At 39.8% G+C, this 21,639-nt stretch carries 14 protein-coding genes and 1 tRNA gene; 7 read left to right on the plus strand and 8 right to left on the minus strand.

Annotation, left to right across the window (positions count from 1 at the left end):
- Nucleotides 1–160: 160 nt before the first annotated feature.
- On the minus strand, nt 161–574 hold the full coding sequence (locus tag F1E73_RS06530; protein ID WP_086478123.1) for a magnesium transporter CorA family protein: 414 nt from the start codon (nt 572–574) through the stop codon (nt 161–163).
- A gap of 508 nt (nt 575–1,082) precedes the next feature.
- On the opposite strand from F1E73_RS06530, the gene F1E73_RS06535 reads away from it, so the two are divergent.
- Nucleotides 1,083–3,368, plus strand: coding sequence for a glycoside hydrolase family 20 protein (locus F1E73_RS06535; RefSeq protein WP_150451468.1), 2,286 nt, complete (start codon nt 1,083–1,085; stop codon nt 3,366–3,368).
- Nucleotides 3,369–3,475: 107 nt separating this feature from the next.
- Here F1E73_RS06535 and F1E73_RS06540 read toward each other — a convergent pair whose 3' ends face one another.
- Nucleotides 3,476–5,878 (minus strand): outer membrane beta-barrel family protein, encoded by a 2,403-nt coding sequence (locus F1E73_RS06540; protein ID WP_150451469.1) that lies wholly within the window; start codon nt 5,876–5,878, stop codon nt 3,476–3,478.
- Between the two features lie 115 nt (nt 5,879–5,993).
- Nucleotides 5,994–7,685, minus strand: a complete 1,692-nt coding sequence (locus F1E73_RS06545) for a serine hydrolase domain-containing protein (RefSeq protein WP_150451470.1) — start codon at nt 7,683–7,685, stop codon at nt 5,994–5,996.
- Nucleotides 7,686–7,963: 278 nt separating this feature from the next.
- Between F1E73_RS06545 and F1E73_RS06550 the strand changes: the two genes are divergently transcribed.
- Together F1E73_RS06550 and F1E73_RS06555 are read left to right on the plus strand one after the other, a co-directional pair.
- The gene (locus F1E73_RS06550) at nt 7,964–9,037 is read left to right on the plus strand and encodes a sensor histidine kinase (RefSeq protein ID WP_150451471.1); all 1,074 of its coding nucleotides are present in this window, start codon (nt 7,964–7,966) and stop codon (nt 9,035–9,037) included.
- Nucleotides 9,030–9,743: a LytR/AlgR family response regulator transcription factor gene (locus tag F1E73_RS06555; protein WP_150451472.1), complete on the plus strand. Its 714-nt coding sequence runs from the start codon at nt 9,030–9,032 to the stop codon at nt 9,741–9,743. The genes F1E73_RS06550 and F1E73_RS06555 overlap by 8 nt, the downstream gene beginning before the upstream one ends.
- A 101-nt stretch (nt 9,744–9,844) precedes the next feature.
- Here F1E73_RS06555 and F1E73_RS06560 read toward each other — a convergent pair whose 3' ends face one another.
- The 4 genes from F1E73_RS06560 to F1E73_RS06575 form a co-directional block, all read right to left on the minus strand.
- Nucleotides 9,845–10,816 carry a hypothetical protein gene (locus tag F1E73_RS06560; RefSeq protein WP_086478129.1) on the minus strand — a complete coding sequence of 324 codons (972 nt, stop codon included), beginning with the start codon at nt 10,814–10,816 and terminating at the stop codon, nt 9,845–9,847.
- Between the two features lie 332 nt (nt 10,817–11,148).
- Nucleotides 11,149–12,057: an amidohydrolase family protein gene (locus F1E73_RS06565; RefSeq protein ID WP_150451473.1), complete on the minus strand. Its 909-nt coding sequence runs from the start codon at nt 12,055–12,057 to the stop codon at nt 11,149–11,151.
- A 418-nt stretch (nt 12,058–12,475) separates the two neighbouring features.
- Nucleotides 12,476–13,948 carry a vanadium-dependent haloperoxidase gene (locus F1E73_RS06570; RefSeq protein ID WP_150451474.1) on the minus strand — a complete coding sequence of 491 codons (1,473 nt, stop codon included), beginning with the start codon at nt 13,946–13,948 and terminating at the stop codon, nt 12,476–12,478.
- A gap of 501 nt (nt 13,949–14,449) precedes the next feature.
- The gene (locus F1E73_RS06575; RefSeq protein ID WP_150451475.1) at nt 14,450–15,973 is read right to left on the minus strand and encodes a M20/M25/M40 family metallo-hydrolase; all 1,524 of its coding nucleotides are present in this window, start codon (nt 15,971–15,973) and stop codon (nt 14,450–14,452) included.
- A gap of 581 nt (nt 15,974–16,554) precedes the next feature.
- On the opposite strand from F1E73_RS06575, the gene F1E73_RS06580 reads away from it, so the two are divergent.
- The 3 genes from F1E73_RS06580 to F1E73_RS06590 all read left to right on the plus strand — a co-directional run bounded on the left by F1E73_RS06580 (nt 16,555) and on the right by F1E73_RS06590 (nt 20,466).
- Nucleotides 16,555–18,936, plus strand: a complete 2,382-nt coding sequence (locus F1E73_RS06580; protein WP_150451476.1) for an outer membrane beta-barrel family protein — start codon at nt 16,555–16,557, stop codon at nt 18,934–18,936.
- 78 nt (nt 18,937–19,014) lie between these two features.
- A complete protein-coding gene (locus F1E73_RS06585; protein WP_150451477.1) occupies nt 19,015–19,899 on the plus strand; it encodes a dienelactone hydrolase family protein in 885 nt (294 codons plus the stop codon).
- 405 nt (nt 19,900–20,304) lie between these two features.
- Nucleotides 20,305–20,466, plus strand: a complete 162-nt coding sequence (locus tag F1E73_RS06590; RefSeq protein ID WP_150451478.1) for a JAB domain-containing protein — start codon at nt 20,305–20,307, stop codon at nt 20,464–20,466.
- Nucleotides 20,467–20,992: 526 nt separating this feature from the next.
- Here the strand turns inward: F1E73_RS06590 and F1E73_RS06595 are convergent.
- Nucleotides 20,993–21,066, minus strand: a tRNA-Met gene (locus tag F1E73_RS06595).
- Between the two features lie 140 nt (nt 21,067–21,206).
- On the opposite strand from F1E73_RS06595, the gene F1E73_RS06600 reads away from it, so the two are divergent.
- A complete protein-coding gene (locus F1E73_RS06600) occupies nt 21,207–21,590 on the plus strand; it encodes an START-like domain-containing protein (RefSeq protein ID WP_086478137.1) in 384 nt (127 codons plus the stop codon).
- Nucleotides 21,591–21,639: the final 49 nt, after the last annotated feature.

Below are 21,639 nucleotides of genomic sequence, written 5' to 3' on the forward strand. Positions count from 1 at the left end.
ATAAATTTTTTGGCCAAGGGATAAAACTAAGGAAAAAAACAAAAATGTATGGGTTGATTTTAGGGCAATAACCATGGAACTATAATAGTTTTTCTATCTATGTGGTTATAGTTCAAAGTTGGGGATTCCCAATTTTTCAATGGGAATCCCCAAGTGTGACTTAGGATTTTTTAATAGTGCTGCTTAGAAAGTTGAAGATTTCGGCCTTTAATTCCTTAAAGTTGTCCGTGCAATGCAAAACCTCCATTTCCAAATCATCGTGTTTGTGACCAACGGAAGATTCTATTGTTTCTTGGTCGGACTTCGAAATGTTTTCAAGAAGGGTTTGGTGTTCCGATATTAGTTGTCGAAGCCTTGTTTTTCGGGCCTCAAATTCCCCCAGCCTAGCTGCATATTTCTGAAGTTTTTCAAAAAGATTAGGGGTGTTGGGTTTATAAATATCGGCCTTTAATAGCTGTTCAACAAAACTGACTTCGTCTTCCATATACCGAAGATCGGATTCCCAATGCTGGGCATGCCATTGTAATTTTTTAATTTTTGGAAGGGTGCTATAGGCTTTTCTATTGTCATTCATATAGGTACATTTTTTACGATTAACTATTTTTAAAATTCCATGGGAAAACGGTTTGCACCGCTCGGATGTAGGGGTAGGTGCCAAGGGTTCAGGTACTAAGGTTTTTTACTCTCTACGCGTAGTTTCAGTCTCCTCTTATTCTGTTCGGGCCATCGTGGAAATAACATCGATAGTTTTAGTCCCATGCTTCGTGGATTTTCCCTGGGGTAATTACCCTTTAACCTAAGCTAATAATAGCACTTTTTTACTTGAAAAGCAAGGTTGATGGTGTGCTTCCATAGTAGCGGTTATAACTGAGGGTTTATCAACTGTCTTAAAGCGAAATGGATCCGATTTTAAGCCTTGGTGTAATCAAATAAATAAAGGAGCATACTATGTCTAAAATTAGCTAATAAATAAATGATTGAGGATCACACTGTTTGATGAACCCTATATGTCATGGAAAATCAAAAAATTGGTGCGCTGTTGGATTTGATTATTTTTACCAAATAACAAAACGGGACCACCAATGAAAGCTTACCAATTTATTCTTCCTATACTCTACATACTAGTTGCCTCCTGCAATAAGAAAGCACCGGTCATCACAGGCATCATTCCGCAACCCAACCAGATTGCTTACCACGATGGGGCATTTAAAATCAGTGAAAATACCGTCATTGTAATAGATGCTACCCAAGAGGCGAAAAAGCTCGCAGAAGAAATAAACTCTTTTCTGGAGAGCAATTTTAATTTGAATTTAAAAGTAACCAACACCGGTCAATCCAACGCCATTAGTTTGGTGCGCTCTGAGGAAGATAATCCCGTAGGTTCCTATAGTCTCACCGTAGATAAAACGGGGGTGTTGATACAAGGTGCGACTTACCAAGGGATATTTTATGGGGTAGCGTCTTTAAAACAATTATTATCTCCAAGGGCTTCCATAAAGGAGCCTCTTTTAAATTATATAACTATTAATGATGCCCCCGCCTTTGGTTGGCGGGGAATGATGTTGGATGTATCCCGTCATTTTATGCCCAAGGATTCCGTTAAGAAGGTTATAGATATTTTGGCCATGCACAAGATGAATAAATTTCATTGGCATTTGGTAGATGGTATTGGATGGCGTATCCAGATCGATGCCTACCCAGAACTTACCAATAAAGGGGCATGGCGAAAAGTAAAGAAAAATAAAAAGCCTTGGGAAGACTTTGAAGTAACCGAAAAAGATGCTTCCGGAACGGTATATGGAGGATACTATACCAAAGATGATATCCGAGAAATTGTTGCCTATGCTAAGGACCGGTATATAGATGTAATTCCTGAAATTGAAATGCCGGGACATTCCGAGGCTGCGCTACAGTGTTATCCGGAATTTTCTTGTGACAGTAAGAACATTACCGGGGTGTACTGTGCAGGGAATGATGGCAGCTTCCAATTTTTACAAAATATCATCAGTGAGGTGGTAGCACTCTTCCCTTACGAATACCTGCATATTGGAGGGGATGAGGTAGGGAAGGAGTCCTGGTTGAATTGTGATAAATGTACATTGAGAATGCAAGAGGAAAATCTACAAAACGGCGAGGAATTGCAGAGTTACTTTGTAAAGAGAATGGAGAAATTTATTCATTCCAAAAACCGAAAACTTATTGGATGGGACGAAATTTTGGAAGGTGGCTTGCCCGAAAGGGCCACCGTAATGTCTTGGAGAGGCGTTGCTGGTGGAATAGAGGCTGCCAATACCGGACACGACGTGGTAATGTCACCCGGAGACCCATTGTACTTTGACCATGGCCAGGGGAAAAGTGAATTTGAACCTCCTTCCTGGGGCGGTTATAATAATTTGTTGAAGGTGTACGATTTCAATCCCATTCCTACGGATATCCTAGCGGATAAAAGACACCATATATTGGGGGGACAAGCCAATCTTTGGACAGAACAGATAGAAACTTTGAGTCACGCACAATATATGATGCTCCCTAGGCTAAGTGCACTTTCGGAGGCACTCTGGACTAGATCTGAAAATAAGGATAAGGAGTATTTTATAAAGAAGTTAGATCATCAGTTGGATCGGTTTCAGGAATTGGGTTATAATTTTGCAGGTAGTGCTATGACCCCTAACTACGAGGTGAATTATGACAAGGAAAATAAGGTGTTTACACTGCAGCTGTTTAACGAACTAGATCAATATGATATAAGATACACCTTGGACGGTTCCGAGCCTACTAGGGACGCTGAGCGTTATACTGAGCCCATAACTTATACCTCTTCCATTGATCTAAGGGCACAAACCTTTAGAAAAGGAGAACCCATCGGATTCCCATTGATAAAGATGTTTTCTACCGGATTGTTGGAGCAGGCCTCCGTACGCTACACCAATGCCTATAACGAAACTTATAGTGGTGGTGGGGATAGGGCCCTAATCAATAATAAGTTTGCTACTGCTCGGGGGGACGATCCCAACTGGCAGGGGATTCCAAAAGAGGATTTTGAAGTGGTGGTAGAATTGGGCAATGCTAAGGAGTTATCTTTTGTAGGGCTTAACTACTACCAAGACATAGGAGCTACCTCCGTAATGCTCCCCACCCAGGTTACTATCTCCGTATCAGGGGATGGGGAAACTTTTACTACCGTTTTGGACCAAAGTTTGGAAACTGAGGAGAAAAGGGAACCCATAATTAAACGAATTGAGGCCAGTTTTGAGAAACAAGCCGTTTCCCATATTAAAATTTCCGCCAAAAATAGGGAGACCTTACCGGAATGGCACGTGAGAGAAGGGGATGCCTGGATATTCATGGATGAAATATCTATTAAATAATGCTGTATAAACGCTCATTCATGCTTGTAATACACCAATGATTAAGTTGGTGATTGCAGGAGGAGCGAGAAAACTAAGTACACTGCTATACGTAACCGGTATTGCAGTTAGGTTCTTTCTTTTTCTTCTTTGGCCCCTCCTTCATTTTTATTGACCTTTACTTTCTTATTGCCAAAATTATAAGTGAGGGATAGGGTAGCTACGCGTGTATCGCGAAGGCTTCTAAAATCTTCGTTGATATTCCCAAAATCTGTATACCCTCTGGGATAGTACTTCCAAAATATATCGGTGATGGCAAATTTTATTTTTCCATTCTCCTTGAAGATAGATTTTTGGATGCCGAAATCTACCTTCCAGCGCGATTCAAAGCTGCTGATTCCAAAGTTATAAAGGGGCTGGTAAAATCCGCTGAGTTCTGTGGACCATCCCTTGCCAAACCTATAGGTATTATAAGACCTAATTCTAAAAGCTGACCCTTTTTCGCTGAGATTAAAGCCATTTACAACTCCTAGGAACTCGTTATAGAAAAACTCCAAATCCCACCTGCTTGTGAGTGATTTAAGCGGTTTTAAGGAAACACTGGCATTTAGACCTAGGTAGTTGTAATCATCAATATTTACTAATTGCACAGCGGTAGATTGGTTGGCATCATCCTGGATAAGTACGGGTAGTATTCTATCCGAGGTATTACTATAAGCCAAACTTAGATCTAACCAATTGTCGTAATTATATATAACCTCTACGTTGTTGGCAATTTCTGGCATCAATTCAGGATTCCCTACTCTGGAAGTAGTGATATCTACAAAGGCCCTAAATGGACTAAGCTGATTGTAATTGGGTCTATTTATTCTCCTATTGGCATTAAACCCAAAGGTGTTTTTTTCCGAAGGTTTGTATTCCAAAAAGAAGCTGGGAAATAGTTGTACATAATCCCGCTTAAATTTAAGAGGGCCGTCTAACTGTGTTCCCTCTATATGGGTATGTTCTGTACGTAGCCCTATTTGGTAGGTCCATTTTTCCTTTGATAGTTTCCAATTTACATAAGCTGCATTAATATTCTCGCTGTATTTAAAATGGTTGCTGTAGAGATTATTAGGGGCGCTACTGCCATTTTTAACATCAAAATAATCTAAATCACTATCGTTGGTTACGAAACTCGATTTTAGTCCCAACCCAAGGTCTCCCCATTGGTTTTCAGTTACATTAAGGTCTGCTTTTAGAACAAATAAATTCAAATCCCCCTCAATTTCCCCGGTTAATATATCCGTAGACCGATTACCACTTTCAGTGAGATCTGTGATAAAATGTTGGTCGGCATCCGTACCGTACGAAGCATAATCCATATTGAGGATAAAACTTCCCTTATCCTCCCTAAAATCGGTCCTGAAGTTTGTGTTGATGGAAAAATTAAATCGGTTAGTTCTAGAGGTTGTTTCAGTAAGGAAAGAGCCAGTTTGTGTATTGGTATCATCCAAGATTATAGAATTCCCATTGGCATCTTGGTTTGCTCTGGACCAGTTGGTAGTAAGGTCGGCCCCAAGTGTGGAACGCTCCCCAATGCTATAATCCATCCCTATATTTGCGAGGTAAGCATGGGTGGGGGTTTTGGATTTTGAATTTTGATCGAAGGTTTCTTTAACCGCTCCATTTTCAGAGAACCTCCTGATGGTGAATAATTGGTTGTACCCTTGATTTAGGTTGTGGTTGAGACCTAAATAGAAGGAGGTTTTTCTACTCCGGTGATTTAAGGACAGCCCCTCAGAATTCCTATCATAAATTCCTTGTCCATAGGAGGCGTTTACACTCCCATTAGTCCCTAAGTTACCATCCCTTTTTAAGACAATATTTACCAGTCCGGCAGAACCTTCGGCATCGAAAGCAGCAGATGGATTGTGGATGATTTCTATTTTCTCTATTTGGGAGGAGGGAATGGACTGTAAATAAGTGTTTAATTCTGAGGCAGACAATCGTTGTTGCCGCCCGTTTATCTGGATATTTACTCCTGTTCGTCCTCGTAGCGATATGCCGCCGTCTTCAATAAAAAGACCTGGGGATCTTTCCAAAAGTTCCAATCCGTTGCTGCCTGTTGCTAGAATGCTGTTACTCACATTAACGATTAATCTATCGGACCGGCGTTCTATAAGGGGTTTTTCTGCGGTAAGCACCACCTCATCCAATACCACCTCATCATTTTCTAGAGTGATGGTACCTAATTGAATGTTGGATGTTGCTGAGGTAATAGGTGTTAGTACCTCTTTAAATCCCAAGGATTGCAGTTTTAGATAGGCGACTGTAGCTTGGGGATTATTTAAGCTAAAAACCCCATTGGCATCGGTCACAGTGCCTTTTATAAAAGAACTGTCTGCCTTATAGAGCATGGCGTTCACAAATTCTAGGGGAGAATTGTTGCCATCTACCACCTTCCCTGTGATTGTATGCTCTTGGGATTGAGATATGAGGGGCAATAGCACTATTAGAATCAGTTGAAGGAGGTTAGACTTTATTTTCATGCTATTAGTTTTTATTATAGAATTCTGCTATGGATTAGGGTTATAGGGTTAGTTAGCGTGATAGGGCAGCTAAAGGAGTAGTTACATCCCTAATATTTTACAATAGTTACCGAGCCTACTTTACCTTCTTAACATTAGGGATATCCATATTGTTTACCCGTAAGAGGTGGCGGTCATTTTGGGGTAGTAGGGATAGAATGGCACCCATTTTAAGGTCTAGGTTGTAAGCCTGTAATTTATTCTCCCCAATGGGGTATAGGGATAGCTCCATGGGTCCAATTACATCAAAATTCACCGCTAGCCCTTTAAAGTTGCCGTTTTCGGTTACGATACTTAATAGTAGGCATTCATCGTTAAAATTAGTATCGTCACTCAAAGCGACTTGGGTGATGTAGGCATTTTTATTGTTTTGGGACAAAAATGATTTCAACACTTTGTATTTGGGATTTTGCAGGCCTTCCATTTTAATTTCATTCTTAATTTCCCTTTCCAATAGATCCTTCGCATTGGTAAAGGAGAACCCACTATAATCATTCTCTTTGAAGGCTTTGTTAAAGGCTTTATGGAACTTTTCGTTTAACTGCATGGCTGGACTATTAGGACTGTAATTATCGGGATCCGAAATTAAATCCAACATTTCCTGATTGTCTACCATTAATGCTAAGGTTCCAGTGTTGTCTTCAATTTTAAATTGCTGACCAGATGGTAATTGGTAGGTTCCTATCAACGTTTCGGTATTGACTTCTACCTTATTAAACTTTGGAGGAAGCGGAACTTGCTCTCCCATTGCCAATGCTTCTAAATCGCCCCGCACCACATAAAAGGCTAATTTTCCGTTGATGGTGGCGTTGGTAAATAGCATGGTAATGATGTTGTCTTTTACAAACCATCGTAATTCTGCACTTAGACCCAATGTACTACCGCCATCGTGCTGTCTTAATGCGCCATCATCCAACACATCCCAGCCATAACCATAATCGTTCTTGTAAGGTGTCCACATTTTATTCTTGGCCTCAGAAGAAAGTATTTTTTCCGTTTCTAAGGCCTTTACCCATTTAAGCATATCGCTGGTGGTAGACAAGATGCCCCCGTTGCCTTTAAGGTGCCATGTTGGATTTGTAAATTGTTTGGTGGAACCATTGTTCTTAGTACCATTATAAATGTGAACAAAATTTGTGGTATCCCATTTGGGAAGTCGATAGCCTGTGTGATCCATTCCAGCTGGAGTAAATAGGTGAGTATTGAGGAATTCCTCATAATCTACTCCGCTCAACTTTTCTATAATTATTGCCAGTAAAGAGTAGCCAACGTTGGAATAGTTAAAATTCTCTCCGGGATTAAATTTTAAATCCGAGTTTAGGGCTTGTTTTAGATAGGCTTCTTTGGAGATTTCCTCAAAATCGTCACCAATGGCTCCTGGTAATCCGGAGGTATGGGTGAGTAGGTGGTGAATGCTAATATTGGTCTTATCTTGGGGTACCTCCTCTAAATAAACAGTAATTTTATCGGTGGTTTTTAATTTTCCCATCATTTCCAACTTCATAATAGCCGCTGCCGTAAATTGTTTGGTAACGGATCCTGTTGAAAAAATAGCATTGGCCGTGTTTTTTTTCTTGTTTTCCCTATCTGCATAGCCATAGCCTTTATTTAATAGGGTTTCACCATCTTTGGATAGGAGTACTGCTCCGGAGAAACCTAAAGATTCCGTTCGCTGCAGGTACTCGTCCATCCGGGTTCCTAAATTTTGCTGTCCATGAACTAGGAAGCTAACCATAATGCATAGGATAAGAAGAATAGAGTGTTTCATGATAGTTGTATTTAAAGATTATTAGGTGGCTGGCAAGAGGATCCGCAAATGGGCTTTAATAGGTAGGGAGTGTCTTGCTTAAAACAAGATTAAGAACAGATCTTAAATTGTGAAAATGTTTGTTATGTAGGGTAGGTAAGTGGGACCAAAGAACCCCTCTCTGTTATTTAGTCGTAAATTTCCAATCTAGGTTGTTGATCACTTTATTATGGTTGTTTGTAAAACAGCCCTAGTCATATTCACTATAAATGCTAATTTTATGGAGAAACCCATGACACATGCTTAGAAAAACCTTGATCATAATTTTACACATGCTCTTTTGGACCCTTAGTTATTACTTCATTACTAGGGTTTTTGGGGTGTCTACTGTAGAGATTATTGAAGAGGAAATTAATGGTTTGGAAGAAAAGGTTTTAATAACCTTTGACCACAGATTTACCCTGGCTACTGCTATTACGGTGGGCTTGTGTGCCTTGGTTTTTTATACCAATATATTTGCGTTTTTAAAAACCTATTTTCAAGATAAAAAGACTAGATCGTACCTGCTTAAATTAGGTGTTACTATTTTCTTGGCAATGGGCTTAAGTATAATCTTAAATAAATACGTGAACTATTACGACGACCCACGAAAGGAGGTATTCCTTTTCCCATCCTTCGGTTTACATATGGCGCTTTTCGTTTTTTATACGGTGATATCCTTTGCCTATGCATTTACTTTGGAATGGTTTAAAAATGAAAAACTACGGAACCAGATTACCCAGGAAAAGCTAAAGACGGAATTAAATTTTTTGAAGGCGCAGATTAATCCACATTTCCTGTTCAATACCCTAAACAACTTGTTCTCCATCTCCCAAAAACATAAGATAGACGAGCTTTCTACCGGAATAAGCGAATTGTCTAACCTAATGCGGTATATGTTATACGAGAGCAATTCGTCCTTTGTGTCTTTAAAAAAAGAGGTAGATTACATTGAGAGTTTTATAGAAATTCAGAAGTTGCGATATGATGAGAATGATTTTATAATCAATTTTGATAAAAAGGGAAATTTAAATCAAGTAGCGGTTGCTCCCATGATTTTATTGCCCTTTGTGGAAAATGCTTTTAAACACGGGTTTAGTATGGACGAAAGTTCCATTATCAATATGATGGTAGACGCAAGTGATGGAAATATTCGCTTTAAGGTAGTAAATAAAACGTTTAACAATAAGGGGGGATCAGAGAGTGCTTCTGGGATAGGATTGGAGAATGTAAAACGACGATTAGATTTAATTTACCCTAAAAACCATACCTTAGATATTTCGGAAACAGCGGATAGGTTTACGGTAGCATTGAATATTAAGACAGATGGGTAGTATTAAAACCATAATCATAGATGATGAGCCCAAAGCTATACAGGTGCTGCAGCGCTATGCAGAGGAAACAGACCTGCTACAAGTGGAAGCTAGTTTTAGGGACCCGGTGAAAGCGTTAGATTATTTACAGCGAAATAAGATAGACCTGCTGTTTTTGGATATCAATATGCCTAAATTAACGGGAATGGAATTCCTAAATGTTTTGGAACAAAAACCCAAAGTAATTTTCACTACAGCGTATTCGGAATACGCCTTGGAGAGTTACGATCATAACACGGTAGATTATTTATTGAAACCCATAGGTTTTAAGCGCTTTTTAAAGGCGGTTGCCAAGGCTAAAAGTTTACTTGTGCCTGAGACTCCAGCGAGCAACCCATCAAGGGCAATAGAGCGAGATAAGACGATATATATTAAAAGCGGCCCGCAACTTCATAAAATCAATACTCAGGATATTTTATATTTGGAGAAGGAAGGCAACTACCTAACCTTTCATACCAAAACCAAGAAAATACTTTCTAGGCAAAATATGAAGGATGTTTTTGAAATTGTGAGTCCAACCGAATTTATTAGGGTGCACAAGTCTTATATTGTTTCTAAAAGGCACATGGAAATTATTGAGAGCCATCAAATTGGGATGGGATCCATTAAAATTCCGGTAGGCAGAAGTTATAGGGAAGAGGTTATGAAAATGGTGGGGAACCTATAGTTCATCAAATGCTGCATCTTATGCTCCCAAGATAACCAGGGAACGGATGTTGCCGAACACAGGATCCCTCAAAAGTTGCTGATTGTAGCCTTTAGCTTAGGTTACTTAGCCACCTCAAATGTTTTCAGCATATTTTTACTGGACGCATTGGGCACCTCGGAAATGAGGGCATATTTACCAGGCTCTATAGTTGCCGTGAAATAGCCGGTATTGCCTGCAGGCATATCATTAACGCCTCCAATGAAGGTTACACCTTTGGGTGAAGGGTCTATTAAACCTTTAGGATCCGACCAATTCATCCATACTTCCAATTCCTCCAGATTGGCATCTTCCTCCAACTTTACAAGATGAATATCATGACCAACAAAATGTTCATGTGCAATTTGATCTTTATAGAATACAGAAAAAGTGTGTTTTCCAGCACTAACGGAGTCGTTAAAGACAATTCCCTCGGTACTGGAAATGCTAATGTCTACATCAGCAGTCAAGGGCTTATTACCCGAATCGGTATTGGAAACTACTAAATCTTTTGTCATTCCCATAGAGGTGTGGAAAATACCATTGCTCATTTTTACATAGCATTCAATAACGTATTTACCAGGCGCTAATTTAAGAGTTGTCTCCCCTATTTGGCCGGGTGAGACTAATCCAGAACCCCCAACAAATACTACTTCGCCAAACCATTCTGGGAGTTTTTCAAACTCGGCATACCCTTCTTCAACCTTTCCTTCCATAATTAATTTCATAGCACTATCGAACACGGGGGATACTAGATTTTCTGCATCGTTTGCGGTCTTTCCCTCTGGGTACTTATCTACCAGGAAAAAATGTGTTTGCGGTGATAGATTTTTATAGCGAAAGGTATTCCATCCTGAAGTGATAGTATCTGGCATTTGAAAATCCATGTTCTCTGTTATAATTTCTATAACATTCTCCTTAACTATTTTCTCGGTTTCCTGCTTTTTCTCCTTCGTTTCATTTTTGCAGGACTGAATTAATAAAAGGCTCATTGAGATAATAATTACAATTCCAACAAAGCCGGCTCTAGCTAGGTATTCTTCAAAAGTTTTCATAATATCGGGTATTTAGTTAATGGTCTTTTTAATGGTGTATAGTGCTGACTAACACTTAGTTAGTATAAAAATAAGTAATTTTATCCAATTTGCGAATGGTTACTACCGCATTAGGTAAGTGCTTTATTGTTTAAATATTTCTGTTTGCAAAAAATGTGCGTTACAGGGAAAATAATTTAATTTACGGATACTCATGTAACTAATTTTAATAAATGGTTTAGCCAGGGAGAGAAAAGGGCTAAGACTTCCATGAGAATATCAGGGTAAACGCTACAGTTTTAATCTTGTGTTTCACTGCTGTCCGGGGGTTGAAGCGCTAGGTGAATTGAAAATTATTGTAAAGAGTTTAAACGTATGCCATCTATTTCGTTGAAAGAAAAAACACCTTGCTCCATAAGACTTATATATTGGTCTGTTAGGCTAGCGTTAAAGAGTAGCAGATCGTCCGTATTGATGGTTAAATTAATTCCAGCGTCGTACAGCTTTCTAATGGGATGGGTATGTAGGTCTGCAACCGCTCCTAGGGCAATATTGCTTTGAGGACATATATTAAGCCTTATGCCCCTTTCTAGGATCATTTGAATGGTTTTGGCGGATTTTACTGCATGTATGCCGTGCTGAATTTCATCGGGCTCTAGATGCATAATAGCCTCTTCTATGGTTTCGGGTCCCCCAAATTCCCCAATATGGACCTTGGTTTTAAGGTTCTTGTATTTGGCATTCAGAAATAGTTGCCGAAAACCGCTTAAATCCCTTCCTTTTTCGTTTCCGTAAATGTCTAATCCGTAGAACACACCACTTTCAAAACAAGACCTGGCTAATCCATTGATAAGATCAATTGAACTGTCCTTATTAATACCGATTTCCGGCCTAAAATCGATTACCCCCACGTACTTTTGCTTTAAACCTTCCACTGCTTCGATGAATTCTTTTATCGAATTTCCAAAAAGCCTAATAAGGTTTAAGTCCACACTAGCTTCCAAGCGGGTTACACGGTCTGCTATACTACTCCTTATTCCCAGATCCATAAGGGCAATGGCCTTCTCCGAAGAGTTCAAAAAAGGTTTAATGTGTTGGTTAATAAACTCCATCATTCCCATAAAGCCGTCGTAATATTGGGGTAGGGGAAGGTCTAAGTGCGGATACTGAGCTTTAAGTAAGTCTAAGCGAGCACTTAGATGTAAATGGCTGTGTACATCGCCCTTGGGAAGAAGTTGAATCTTATGTCTTATGCTATCCATTCCACAATGATAAGGTCTTGATAAAAAAAATGATCCTCAATGCTTGGATTCTTATCACACCCCATAACGAATAAGCCTTCTTTTACCAATATTTTTTTCATAAAGAGATTTTTATAGGAAGGGAGTATCTAAGTAAACATTCCGAATCATAGGAGGTAATTTTAAAATAAAAGTTTACTTCCGTAATTGAAAAAAAAGGGCAGGAACTGTGTCTAACTACCTTTAAAGATAAGTAATTTAGTCCTTTTTAGATGAAAAATGGACAAGAACATAAGAAGGGTTCCACCTCATTTTAAATTAAATATTGGAGTATTTTACTTGGAAAAGGAATTAAGGTTGCCATAATTTCTTCGCTTAGGGAATGAATCTCTATTGAAAAGTATATGTGCCCCGCCAATCGGCCGGGGCACATATTTAACTATTGTAGTTCGTTATCTTCACCTGTATGTTTCTTGTAAAACTGCCAAACCTCTTTAGCTACATCTCTTCCCAATTCTAGTCCAGCTATGTTGTCTGCCTGAATATGATAGCCTCCTAAAACTCTTGAAATACCAGCCATTTCCGCAGTTTCTGTGAATGTAGGAAATTCTAAAGTAATGGTGTCTCCCAAACTATTCGGTTCTGTCATTGCACCTGCTACCAATTGTGCATCGGAGCCAAACTCATCACTTCCAGTCCACATTTTTAAGGCTTCTGCACAACCTCCGCTAATGGTACTATGCCCGGAAACATAACTTGGAAACGGCGGACATAAAAAGGTTTCCGGGGAATAGGGTCTCCATTGGTTTCCGTCCAGTTCTATGATTCCCTTGTCCTCACCTCCCCAAGCTTTAATTTTTTGATCATCATAATAGGTATGTACCAATGCGTAGGGTCTAGCATAATCATAGAACATTTTTGAATCCCAAGATGCAATAAAAGCATCCATAGCAACAACTTGATTAAAAAAATACATTTTCACATCTTGGTCCAGTGTATGATTATCTCGAATCGATACCTCTTGAGCAAATTGCAACCAATGTCCGGCTTGTTGAACTGATTGTGGGCCATCTCGCATAAATTCTACTAATGCTTTTTGGTAATCGGTAAGGTTGGCCTGCATTTCTACAACCTCCTTAACCTCCTCTTCTAATTGCTTAGAACCCACCATGGGCGGTGGTCCTGGTCTAAATTGGTCGCCAGATTTTAGGGCTATGGGTTTTACTTTATCCCAAAAAGGAGTTAAACATCCTGGGGCAAATTTGCCTCCCATTCCATCCGAAAAATATTTAGGTTGCCAACGATTTATATCCACATTATTATCCGCAGAATTGATAGGCTCATAACCTACGTAATTGTAATAGGGAACTCCATTTGAGCCTTCTTCCTCACCATATTGATTGGCACCGTCGCCAATTCTGGCCGCAATTACCGCCTTTGCAGCTAAGTTGCCAATTCCTTCTGGGGTAGTGGGATTTAAGCTTTCGTTATTTGGATCTAAACCTAGTTCCTTCATGAAATCAGCAAACAATTCTTTATCAGAATAATAATACTCACTCATCGCTCGAAATCCAGCATAACTAATTGCTATTTCCTTGTTTTTCAATGAATGTTCTTGGGCGGGTCTTCTCTCTACATCGTTAAGGTATACCGGAATTGCATTTTCATCAAAACGGGACCAGGCATCAAAAATAGCGACAAAAATCAACCCCAAGTAGCGGGAAGTAATCGTTGGTCTAGGTTGAAATCGATCTGTATCATAAGCGGTTGCGGTCAGCGCCATTTCGCCCCATTTATAGGCGATATTATCTATCCCTATAGGTTCCTTTTTAATCCTATGCTCTGTTTTCGCGCTGTTTTTACATCCAATAGCAACAAATAGCATTAGTGCAAATAAGTAATTTTTCTTCATAATCTTAGTTGGTTGATTAGTTTTATTCCATAAGCCATTACCATAGGACAATGGAATAAGTTGGGTTTATTCAGGTTTCTCAGGGACTAATCTAATGTATTTATATTTTTTTATAAAATCTATTTAATCACCAATGTCTTATTTAAATTTTAAATAGCGGATTATTGACGTATTATGATCTTGAAGAGTTGGATAATCCGCTGACCTTAAGATTTGTATGAGGTTTCAGGTGTAGGTAATGTTGCCAAAGAAAAGGTTTACTCCTAAAAATCCTCAATGCGTTTGTAGAGAAAGGCACTTTTGATAAGTAAATTAGGTTAAAGAAAAGGACAGGATTGAAATTGTAATTAACAATAACAGTGAAGACACCGAAGAAAAATGGAATTTAATTTACGGATCATTTCACCGGTGCCGTACTATATGACAAAGGAATATTTATATTTTTTTGAGAATGGTGCTGGCACCGTTCAAGACAAAATACCTGTAGTATTTCTTCTAAATTTACTCAATCGGCTGATCCAATATTGCCAAACAGGTTTCCAGGCCTTCTAGAAAGTTACCCAATCTCAGGTTTTCGTTGGGAGCATGTATATTGTTATCCGGATTGGGAATACGGATGGATACTGCCGGAATACCCAGTGTTTTAATAAAAGGAGCAATGGGCTGGGAGCCGCCCGTAGTCCTCATAGTGACATAATCCGTTCCATATATTCTACTCAAGGCCTTATTTAGCATTACACCCACTGGACTTTCAAAATCCGTTCTGTATGCATTAGATCCCAGCTTATAGGTAAACGAGGCTAGTTTTTTAAAGTTTTGCCGTTCCAATTCTGTAGGGATAGCATCCACTAAGTGATACCCCTGTTGCTGAATGTGATTTTTTAAGAGTTCCATTAATCGATTTCCATCCGATTCGGGAACCAAACGCATATCGAACTCCACAATTACCTCTGAGGGAATTACGGTGCGGACCGCATTACCTACCCATGCAGCTCTAAGTCCCCTAATGTTGAGGGAGGGATACTGCAAGGATTCCTGATAACTATTCCCTACTGCATCTGCCATAGCGATTCCCAAAGTTTGCATAATACTGTCCTTGTTTTCTGGAAGGCTGTTCAGTAGTTGTTTTTCTTTGTCGCTAAGGGTGATGCCGTCATAGAATCCCGGTAGGGTAACCTTACCGTCCTCATCCTTTAAGCTGCCCAAGAGTTTTGCGGTATCAAATACGGGATTGGGGGCAAAATTACCGTATTGACCACTGTGTAGGTCGTATCTAGGGCCAAAGACCCTTAAGGTGGCCGTGGCAATACCCCTCGCACCATAAGTGAGGGTAGGGAGGTTAGATAGGTGTCTGGTGCCATCCATAATCAATACCATCTCTGCTTTTAATAATTCCTTGTTGTCCTCTACCGCTTTAGGAAGTTGGGGAGAACCCATTTCCTCCTGAAAGTCCATAATCACTTTTATATTATAAGCAGGAGTGATTTTTTTAAACTGCATTATTTGCAGGGCAGAAATAAAGGCCATGGCAGGACCTTTGGAATCGGAGGCCGATCTTGCAAAAATGCGCCAATCCAGGTCTAAAGAATCGAGCTTTGTGGGGAAGGCTATGGTTTCCCATAGGTTTAAACCGACGTTCTTTTTTAGCACCGGAACAAAAGGATTTGGTTGGAGCCATTTGGTGGTATCTACGGGTTGGCCATCGATCTGTAGATAAAACAATACAGTTTTAGCTTCCTGGTGAAATATTCGCTCTGCAAATAGCAGTGGTGCCCCGCTAGTAGTAATTCTTTGGGTGTTGAATTTTAAACCGGTAAAAACCGAATCGCACCATACTAAGTTGTTTTCTATCTGGTCTGGAAAATGGCCGTCATTCGGAATCTGGAGAAATTGCCTAAGAGACTGAAGCGCCTCAGGGAATTTCTCCTTGGCAAGATGGGTGATGTCGTTTTTGGACAGGGATTGCCCATTTAAAGAAGAAAAAATTAGGAGTAGGATAACTAGGCCAGTAAATTTTCTTTTCATATCGATGTCGGTTGGTTTATTCCTATTCTTGTAATGCTTAGATCCCGCTCCCTAATTTGTCTGCTTTCTCCGTGAACTTGCGCATGTTTTAGATCATAATATATGTGGTAGGATGAAACACATCAGCATAACTAACTCAAATAGCATTACAAGTTAAGTACAAAATCTAAGTTTTGGACCATGACAAAAAAGAAAAAACAATGGTACTGTTTTGAAGCGCCAAGCAGGCGCCTTTGCTTCTCAATGGACCTTCTAGGTCTTGTTTAGATATAACAAACTAAGATGCTTAAGTGGGGGTGTTAAAGGATAGCACTCAAAATTCCTGCATGTCTTGAAAATAGAATAAGTGGTTTGTAGTAAGTGGATCAGGCTAATAATTTTTAACTTTAATATTTCCAGTGGTACAAGCTGTTCACTTTCATCGGTTTTTATTGTCCGGAACAGATGTGAACGTAATTTTGTGCAAGCTGTGTTGTTTACATTCCCATTTATGTCGTTTACAGAAAATTATTAATGGGGTTAACTTAAAAGTTGCAACTTAGGTTTACGCACAAACTGTAGGACACCTTAACAATCAGAATATGAAATACTATTGCATTCAATTATTATCTTTTTTCTTTTTGTCACTTAATTCCCAGGTATCATTTGCCCAAGAAAACACCTATACCATTACCGGAAAGGTGGTGGAAGAGGCCAGTGGACAGCCCATTGCCTTTGCTACCGTAATGGTAGCGGAAGTAGAGAGCAAAAAACCAATAGCAGGTACTACCACCTCGGATGATGGAAGGTTCCAATTAAAGACGGAGGCTTCCGATTTTTATATAGAAGTTAGTTTCCTTGGCTTTCAGAACAAGATTTTTGCTAAACCGCTTGGGCAAGCCCGAAAGATCGATTTAGGTACCATTGCCCTCTCCGAGAATGCCGAACAATTACGGGAGGTAGTAGTACAAGGTGAAATTTCGCGCACCGAATTTAAGTTGGACAAACGGGTGTTTAATGTGGGGAAAGATCTAAGTACCACTGGTGCCAGTGCCTTAGAAGTACTGAATAATGTCCCTTCGGTAAACGTCAATATAGAGGGACAGGTAAGTTTACGCGGTAGCCAGGGTGTTCAAATTTTGATTAATGGGAAGCCGTCTATTATCGCAAGTGAACAGGGAAATGCCCTAGGTACTATTACAGCTGATATGATAGATAGGATAGAGGTGATTACCAATCCGTCTGCAAAATACGATGCCGAGGGTACGTCGGGAATTATCAATATCGTTATTAAAAAGGAAGATCGAAAAGGGCTAAATGGCTCTATTTCTGTAAATACAGGTGCTCCCAATACCCATAGCGTGGGGGTAAGTCTAAATAGGCGGACGGAAAAATTCAATCTTTTCAGTCAGTTAGGAGTTGGCATTCGCGAATTGCCTAATGATATTGAAACTAGAAATGTGGATTTGACCAATAATCGCACCATCCTTAGCAAGGGTACCGAATATCGGAATGAAACCTATTACAATATTGTTTTGGGAACGGATTACCACATCAATGAAACCAATGTACTTACGCTTTCCGGAAATTTTGCAATGGAAATAGAGGAGCAACCATCGTCCACGGCCTTTGCAGCCATTGCTCCTAATGGGGATACGAGTGCCGAATGGGAAAGGAACGAGGTCACCGAGGCCAAAAACCCGAAATTGCAGTACGAATTGCAGTATAAGAAAGATTTTAAGGGGGATGAAGACCATACCTTGCTCTTTAGTGCCTTGGGTAATTTTTTTGGGAAGGACCAATCCTCCGAATTTGTAAACACCACTATTGCTGGAGATAATAATGATGCAACCCAACAAACGAGAACCGATTTTAAAGAAGCGGTATTTACGTATAAGTTAGACTACACCAATCCGTTTACGGACCAATGGACCTTGGAAACCGGCGCGCAATATGTTCTGAACGATGTGAGCAATGATTATGAGGTAAATAACTTAGTGAATGGTGCCTTTGAGAACGATCCTGGCCTGACCAATATTTTTGAGTACAATCAAAAAGTCTTAGGGCTCTATGGTACTGCCTCCTACGAAGGGGAGAAATGGGGTATAAAAGCAGGGCTACGCTTAGAACAAACAGATCTAAGCACCTTATTGGCAACATCCGGAGAAGCTAATGACCAGGATTACACCAACTTTTTCCCAAGTGTGCATACTTCCTATAAGTTTAACGAGAGGATTTCTTTGCAAGCAGGGTATTCCAAACGTATTTACAGGCCTAGATTATGGGATTTAAATCCCTTTTTTAACATTCGCAATAACTATAGCATCCGCCAAGGGAATCCGGATCTTTTACCAGAATTTACAGATTCTTATGAGATTACCAGTATTTATATTTTGGGTAAGACCTCGTTAAATCTTGGCATCTACAGACGCTATACAACCGATGTTATAGAACGCGTATCTACCTTTGAGAATAATATCAGTACCTATAGACCAGAGAACATTGGAACCAACCAATCCAATGGGATTGAGTTTAATTCCAAATATAGTCCCGTAAAATGGTTTACCCTTACGGGCGACTTTAATTATAGTCAGTTTAAGCGGGAGGGCATGTTTGAAGACGCAGTGTTCGATTTTAAAGGAGATCAGTGGTCTGCCAAATTAATGGCAAAGTTGAAACTGCCAGTGGATATCGATCTGGAAATGACCGGTAATTATGAATCTAGTTACCAAACTGTTCAAAGCACTATAAGCGATAATCTGTATATGGATTTAGGGCTTAGAAAAAGTATGTTTAAAGGCAAGGCGGTACTCAGCCTAAGTATACGGGATGTGTTTGAGTCTAGGATAGATGAGAGCCAGATTGCCCAGGCAGATTTTGAAATTTATAATACGCGACAAAGAGGCCGATTTGTTTCCTTCGGATTTAGTTATGGTTTTGGAAAAGGGGAGGCCATGGAATATTCCGGTCAAAGAAGACGGTAATGCACATTCATAAGAGGGAAACCTACCTAAGGGTAGTGCAACAAATATTAGATTAACCCATACTTACATCTTGGAAAAATGAAAAAAATCACAAAGGAAGACATTAAACAAGAAGTGTTTGATCTCTATGACGATTATACCCATAACCGGGTCAATAGAAGGTTGTTTATGGATAAGCTTGCTACCTATGCAGTAGGTGGACTCACGGTTGGTTCGTTGCTTAGCTTTATATCGCCCGATTATGTGAAGAAAATTCAGATTAAACAGGAGGATCCTAGGTTAAAATCGGAGTACATTACCTATAATTCCCCAAAAGGAGGAGGGGAGATGAAGGCTTTATTATCCAAGCCTGCCGAAACTAAAGGAAAATTATCTGGAATTGTGGTGGTGCATGAGAACCGTGGCCTAAATCCCCATATAGAGGATGTAGGACGAAGGGCAGCCCTTGAGGGCTTTATTTCTCTTGCTCCGGATGCCCTTACTCCCTTGGGAGGTTACCCTGGGAATGACGATGAGGGACGCGAGCTACAACAGAAAAGGGATAGGGAAGAGATGCTTCAAGATTTTATAGCCGCTTTTCACTATCTAAAATCACACCCGGATTGTAATGGAAAAGTAGGGGTGGTAGGCTTTTGTTTTGGGGGTTGGATTTCCAATATGATGGCCGTGAGGCTCCCAGATCTAGCTGCAGCCGTACCCTTTTACGGAGGACAGCCAACGGAAGATATTGAAAAGATAGAAGCACCCTTACTGCTTCAATTCGCGGAATTGGATAAACGTGTAAATGCAGGATGGCCCGCCTATGAGTCGGCCTTAAAAAAACATAATAAAGAATACACCGCGTATATCTACCCTAAAGTAAACCACGGATTTCATAATGACACTACCCCAAGGTATGATAGGGATGCGGCTGAACTCGCATGGAGTAGGACCATTGAGTTTTTTCGTGATAAGTTATCATGACACATAGTGCCTATCATCTTTCTTACCTAGGCTGCGGGTTATCCTAGCAATTTTGATTTATTGATGTTGAATGGTCCAATGTTTTGGTATTTGTAAAATGAAGTCAGTTCCTAGTTGGGGAGTAGGAAAACTTGGGTCGAACATTGAGAAGTTCCATAATCATTAATACGGGTGATATCCTGATCAACTGGGGCTGTTTGTTTAAACTGGATTGGTTTTTATCGATGTAGTCCGAGGGTGACGCGCGAACTAGCGGTGTAGGCAGGCTTGCCTACCGGTTAAGGTAGGCATAGACCGCCAAGGTAAACGTTCACCATCTAACCTCAGGAACCGATAGTGGCTGTCTGATCTCGGTAAAAGATGTGCTCAGACAGGCAGTCCTGATTAAGACACATAGCATAGTAAGTGCATAATCATCCCTCTGGGAACCTAAATCCCTCGGAAGCTGATAAGCAAATATCAACCAAATTGAAGAATGCTTCCAAACTATTGAATATTCCCACGCTGGATAGTATTATCATAACCAGGGAAGGGTATTATTCCTTTGCAGATGAAGGGCTTTTATAGGCCCTTTTTTTTGATTGTTTATACTCTCATTGTATTCGAAAATGGACTGCACTAATTTCCCAGATGCTTTACCTTCCGTTGGAGAAACTCAAAGGCTGGTAAATAAAATAGTTCCAATAACCACTCTGACCTTTCCGGGTTCGCCGTTTAATCATATAATTTTTCACCCAAAACCGTGGAAATATCCTTCCAATCCAACTTTTAGGGATAGGAATAAATTTAAAGAAGATGCTATTATCCTTTAAAAAAGAGCAAGGAGACACGACGAGACAAGGTAAAAATAATTAAGATTTTAAAAAGGGGGTAGCGGAACTGTGATTATTTCCTAGTAAAATCGACCAACAATTGGCTATTGAAACACGCTAAATAAGTTCAAATTGGGACAGTTTTTTGACAATGCACGAGAAGACTGTAACTTTATAAGTTGTTGGATAATAGGCAAAATAGGGATCAAAATGTTGTACATATGTTGTACAGAAGAAAAAAACCCAGAAGATGAATCTCCTGGGTTTCCCGTATTTACTTGTAGCGAGATCGGGAGTTGAACCCGAGACCTCCGGGTTATGAATCCGACGCTCTAACCGACTGAGCTACCTCGCCATTTGTATTTCAAAACGGCTGCAAATATATAGTTTAATTTCTATTCTTTCAAAATAAGATTAGAAAAAAATTAATATTCTTCTTTTATTTTTTAATCCTATATAAATATATATATTGACAACCATAAATATACGATTGGAATGAACGATAAAGTTAAATTTGAAGTTGAATTTGTTATACAGTCCTCGCCACAGTTACTGTATCAATATATATCCACTCCTTCCGGACTTTCAGAGTGGTTTGCCGATAATGTGAACTCCAGAGGAGAAAAGTTTTATTTTATCTGGGACGGCTCGGAAGAAGAGGCAAGAATGCTAAAACGGAAAAGTGACGAATTCGTCAAGTTTACCTGGGTCGCAGAAGAAGATGATAGCTTTTTTGAAATGCGTATTATTGTGGATGAGATTACTAAGGATGTGTCTCTCTTCATTACGGATTTTGCAGAAGAGGACGAGGTGGCCGAATCTAAAATGCTATGGGAGAATCAGGTGTCTAGCCTTAAACAAGTTTTGGGGTCCACCTAGGCCTTTAACGAAATAAATGTATCTTTGGCCTTGATTTTTCAAGGCTTTT

It is taken from the genome of Arenibacter lacus, assembly GCF_008711145.1.
In the GTDB taxonomy this organism is placed as follows: Bacteria; Bacteroidota; Bacteroidia; order Flavobacteriales; family Flavobacteriaceae; genus Arenibacter; species Arenibacter amylolyticus.

Excerpts from the sequence above, each read along its gene's own strand:
- F1E73_RS06580 (WP_150451476.1), top strand. The coding sequence starts at position 16,555 with ATGAAATACTATTGCATTCAATTATTATCTTTTTTCTTTTTGTCACTT.
- F1E73_RS06565 (WP_150451473.1), bottom strand. The coding sequence starts at position 12,057 with ATGGATAGCATAAGACATAAGATTCAACTTCTTCCCAAGGGCGATGTA.
- F1E73_RS06550 (WP_150451471.1), top strand. The coding sequence starts at position 7,964 with ATGCTTAGAAAAACCTTGATCATAATTTTACACATGCTCTTTTGGACC.
- F1E73_RS06600 (WP_086478137.1), top strand. The coding sequence starts at position 21,207 with ATGAACGATAAAGTTAAATTTGAAGTTGAATTTGTTATACAGTCCTCG.
- F1E73_RS06530 (WP_086478123.1), bottom strand. The coding sequence starts at position 574 with ATGAATGACAATAGAAAAGCCTATAGCACCCTTCCAAAAATTAAAAAA.
- F1E73_RS06555 (WP_150451472.1), top strand. The coding sequence starts at position 9,030 with ATGGGTAGTATTAAAACCATAATCATAGATGATGAGCCCAAAGCTATA.
- F1E73_RS06575 (WP_150451475.1), bottom strand. The coding sequence starts at position 15,973 with ATGAAAAGAAAATTTACTGGCCTAGTTATCCTACTCCTAATTTTTTCT.
- F1E73_RS06585 (WP_150451477.1), top strand. The coding sequence starts at position 19,015 with ATGAAAAAAATCACAAAGGAAGACATTAAACAAGAAGTGTTTGATCTC.
- F1E73_RS06540 (WP_150451469.1), bottom strand. The coding sequence starts at position 5,878 with ATGAAAATAAAGTCTAACCTCCTTCAACTGATTCTAATAGTGCTATTG.
- F1E73_RS06545 (WP_150451470.1), bottom strand. The coding sequence starts at position 7,685 with ATGAAACACTCTATTCTTCTTATCCTATGCATTATGGTTAGCTTCCTA.
- F1E73_RS06535 (WP_150451468.1), top strand. The coding sequence starts at position 1,083 with ATGAAAGCTTACCAATTTATTCTTCCTATACTCTACATACTAGTTGCC.
- F1E73_RS06560 (WP_086478129.1), bottom strand. The coding sequence starts at position 10,816 with ATGAAAACTTTTGAAGAATACCTAGCTAGAGCCGGCTTTGTTGGAATT.
- F1E73_RS06570 (WP_150451474.1), bottom strand. The coding sequence starts at position 13,948 with ATGAAGAAAAATTACTTATTTGCACTAATGCTATTTGTTGCTATTGGA.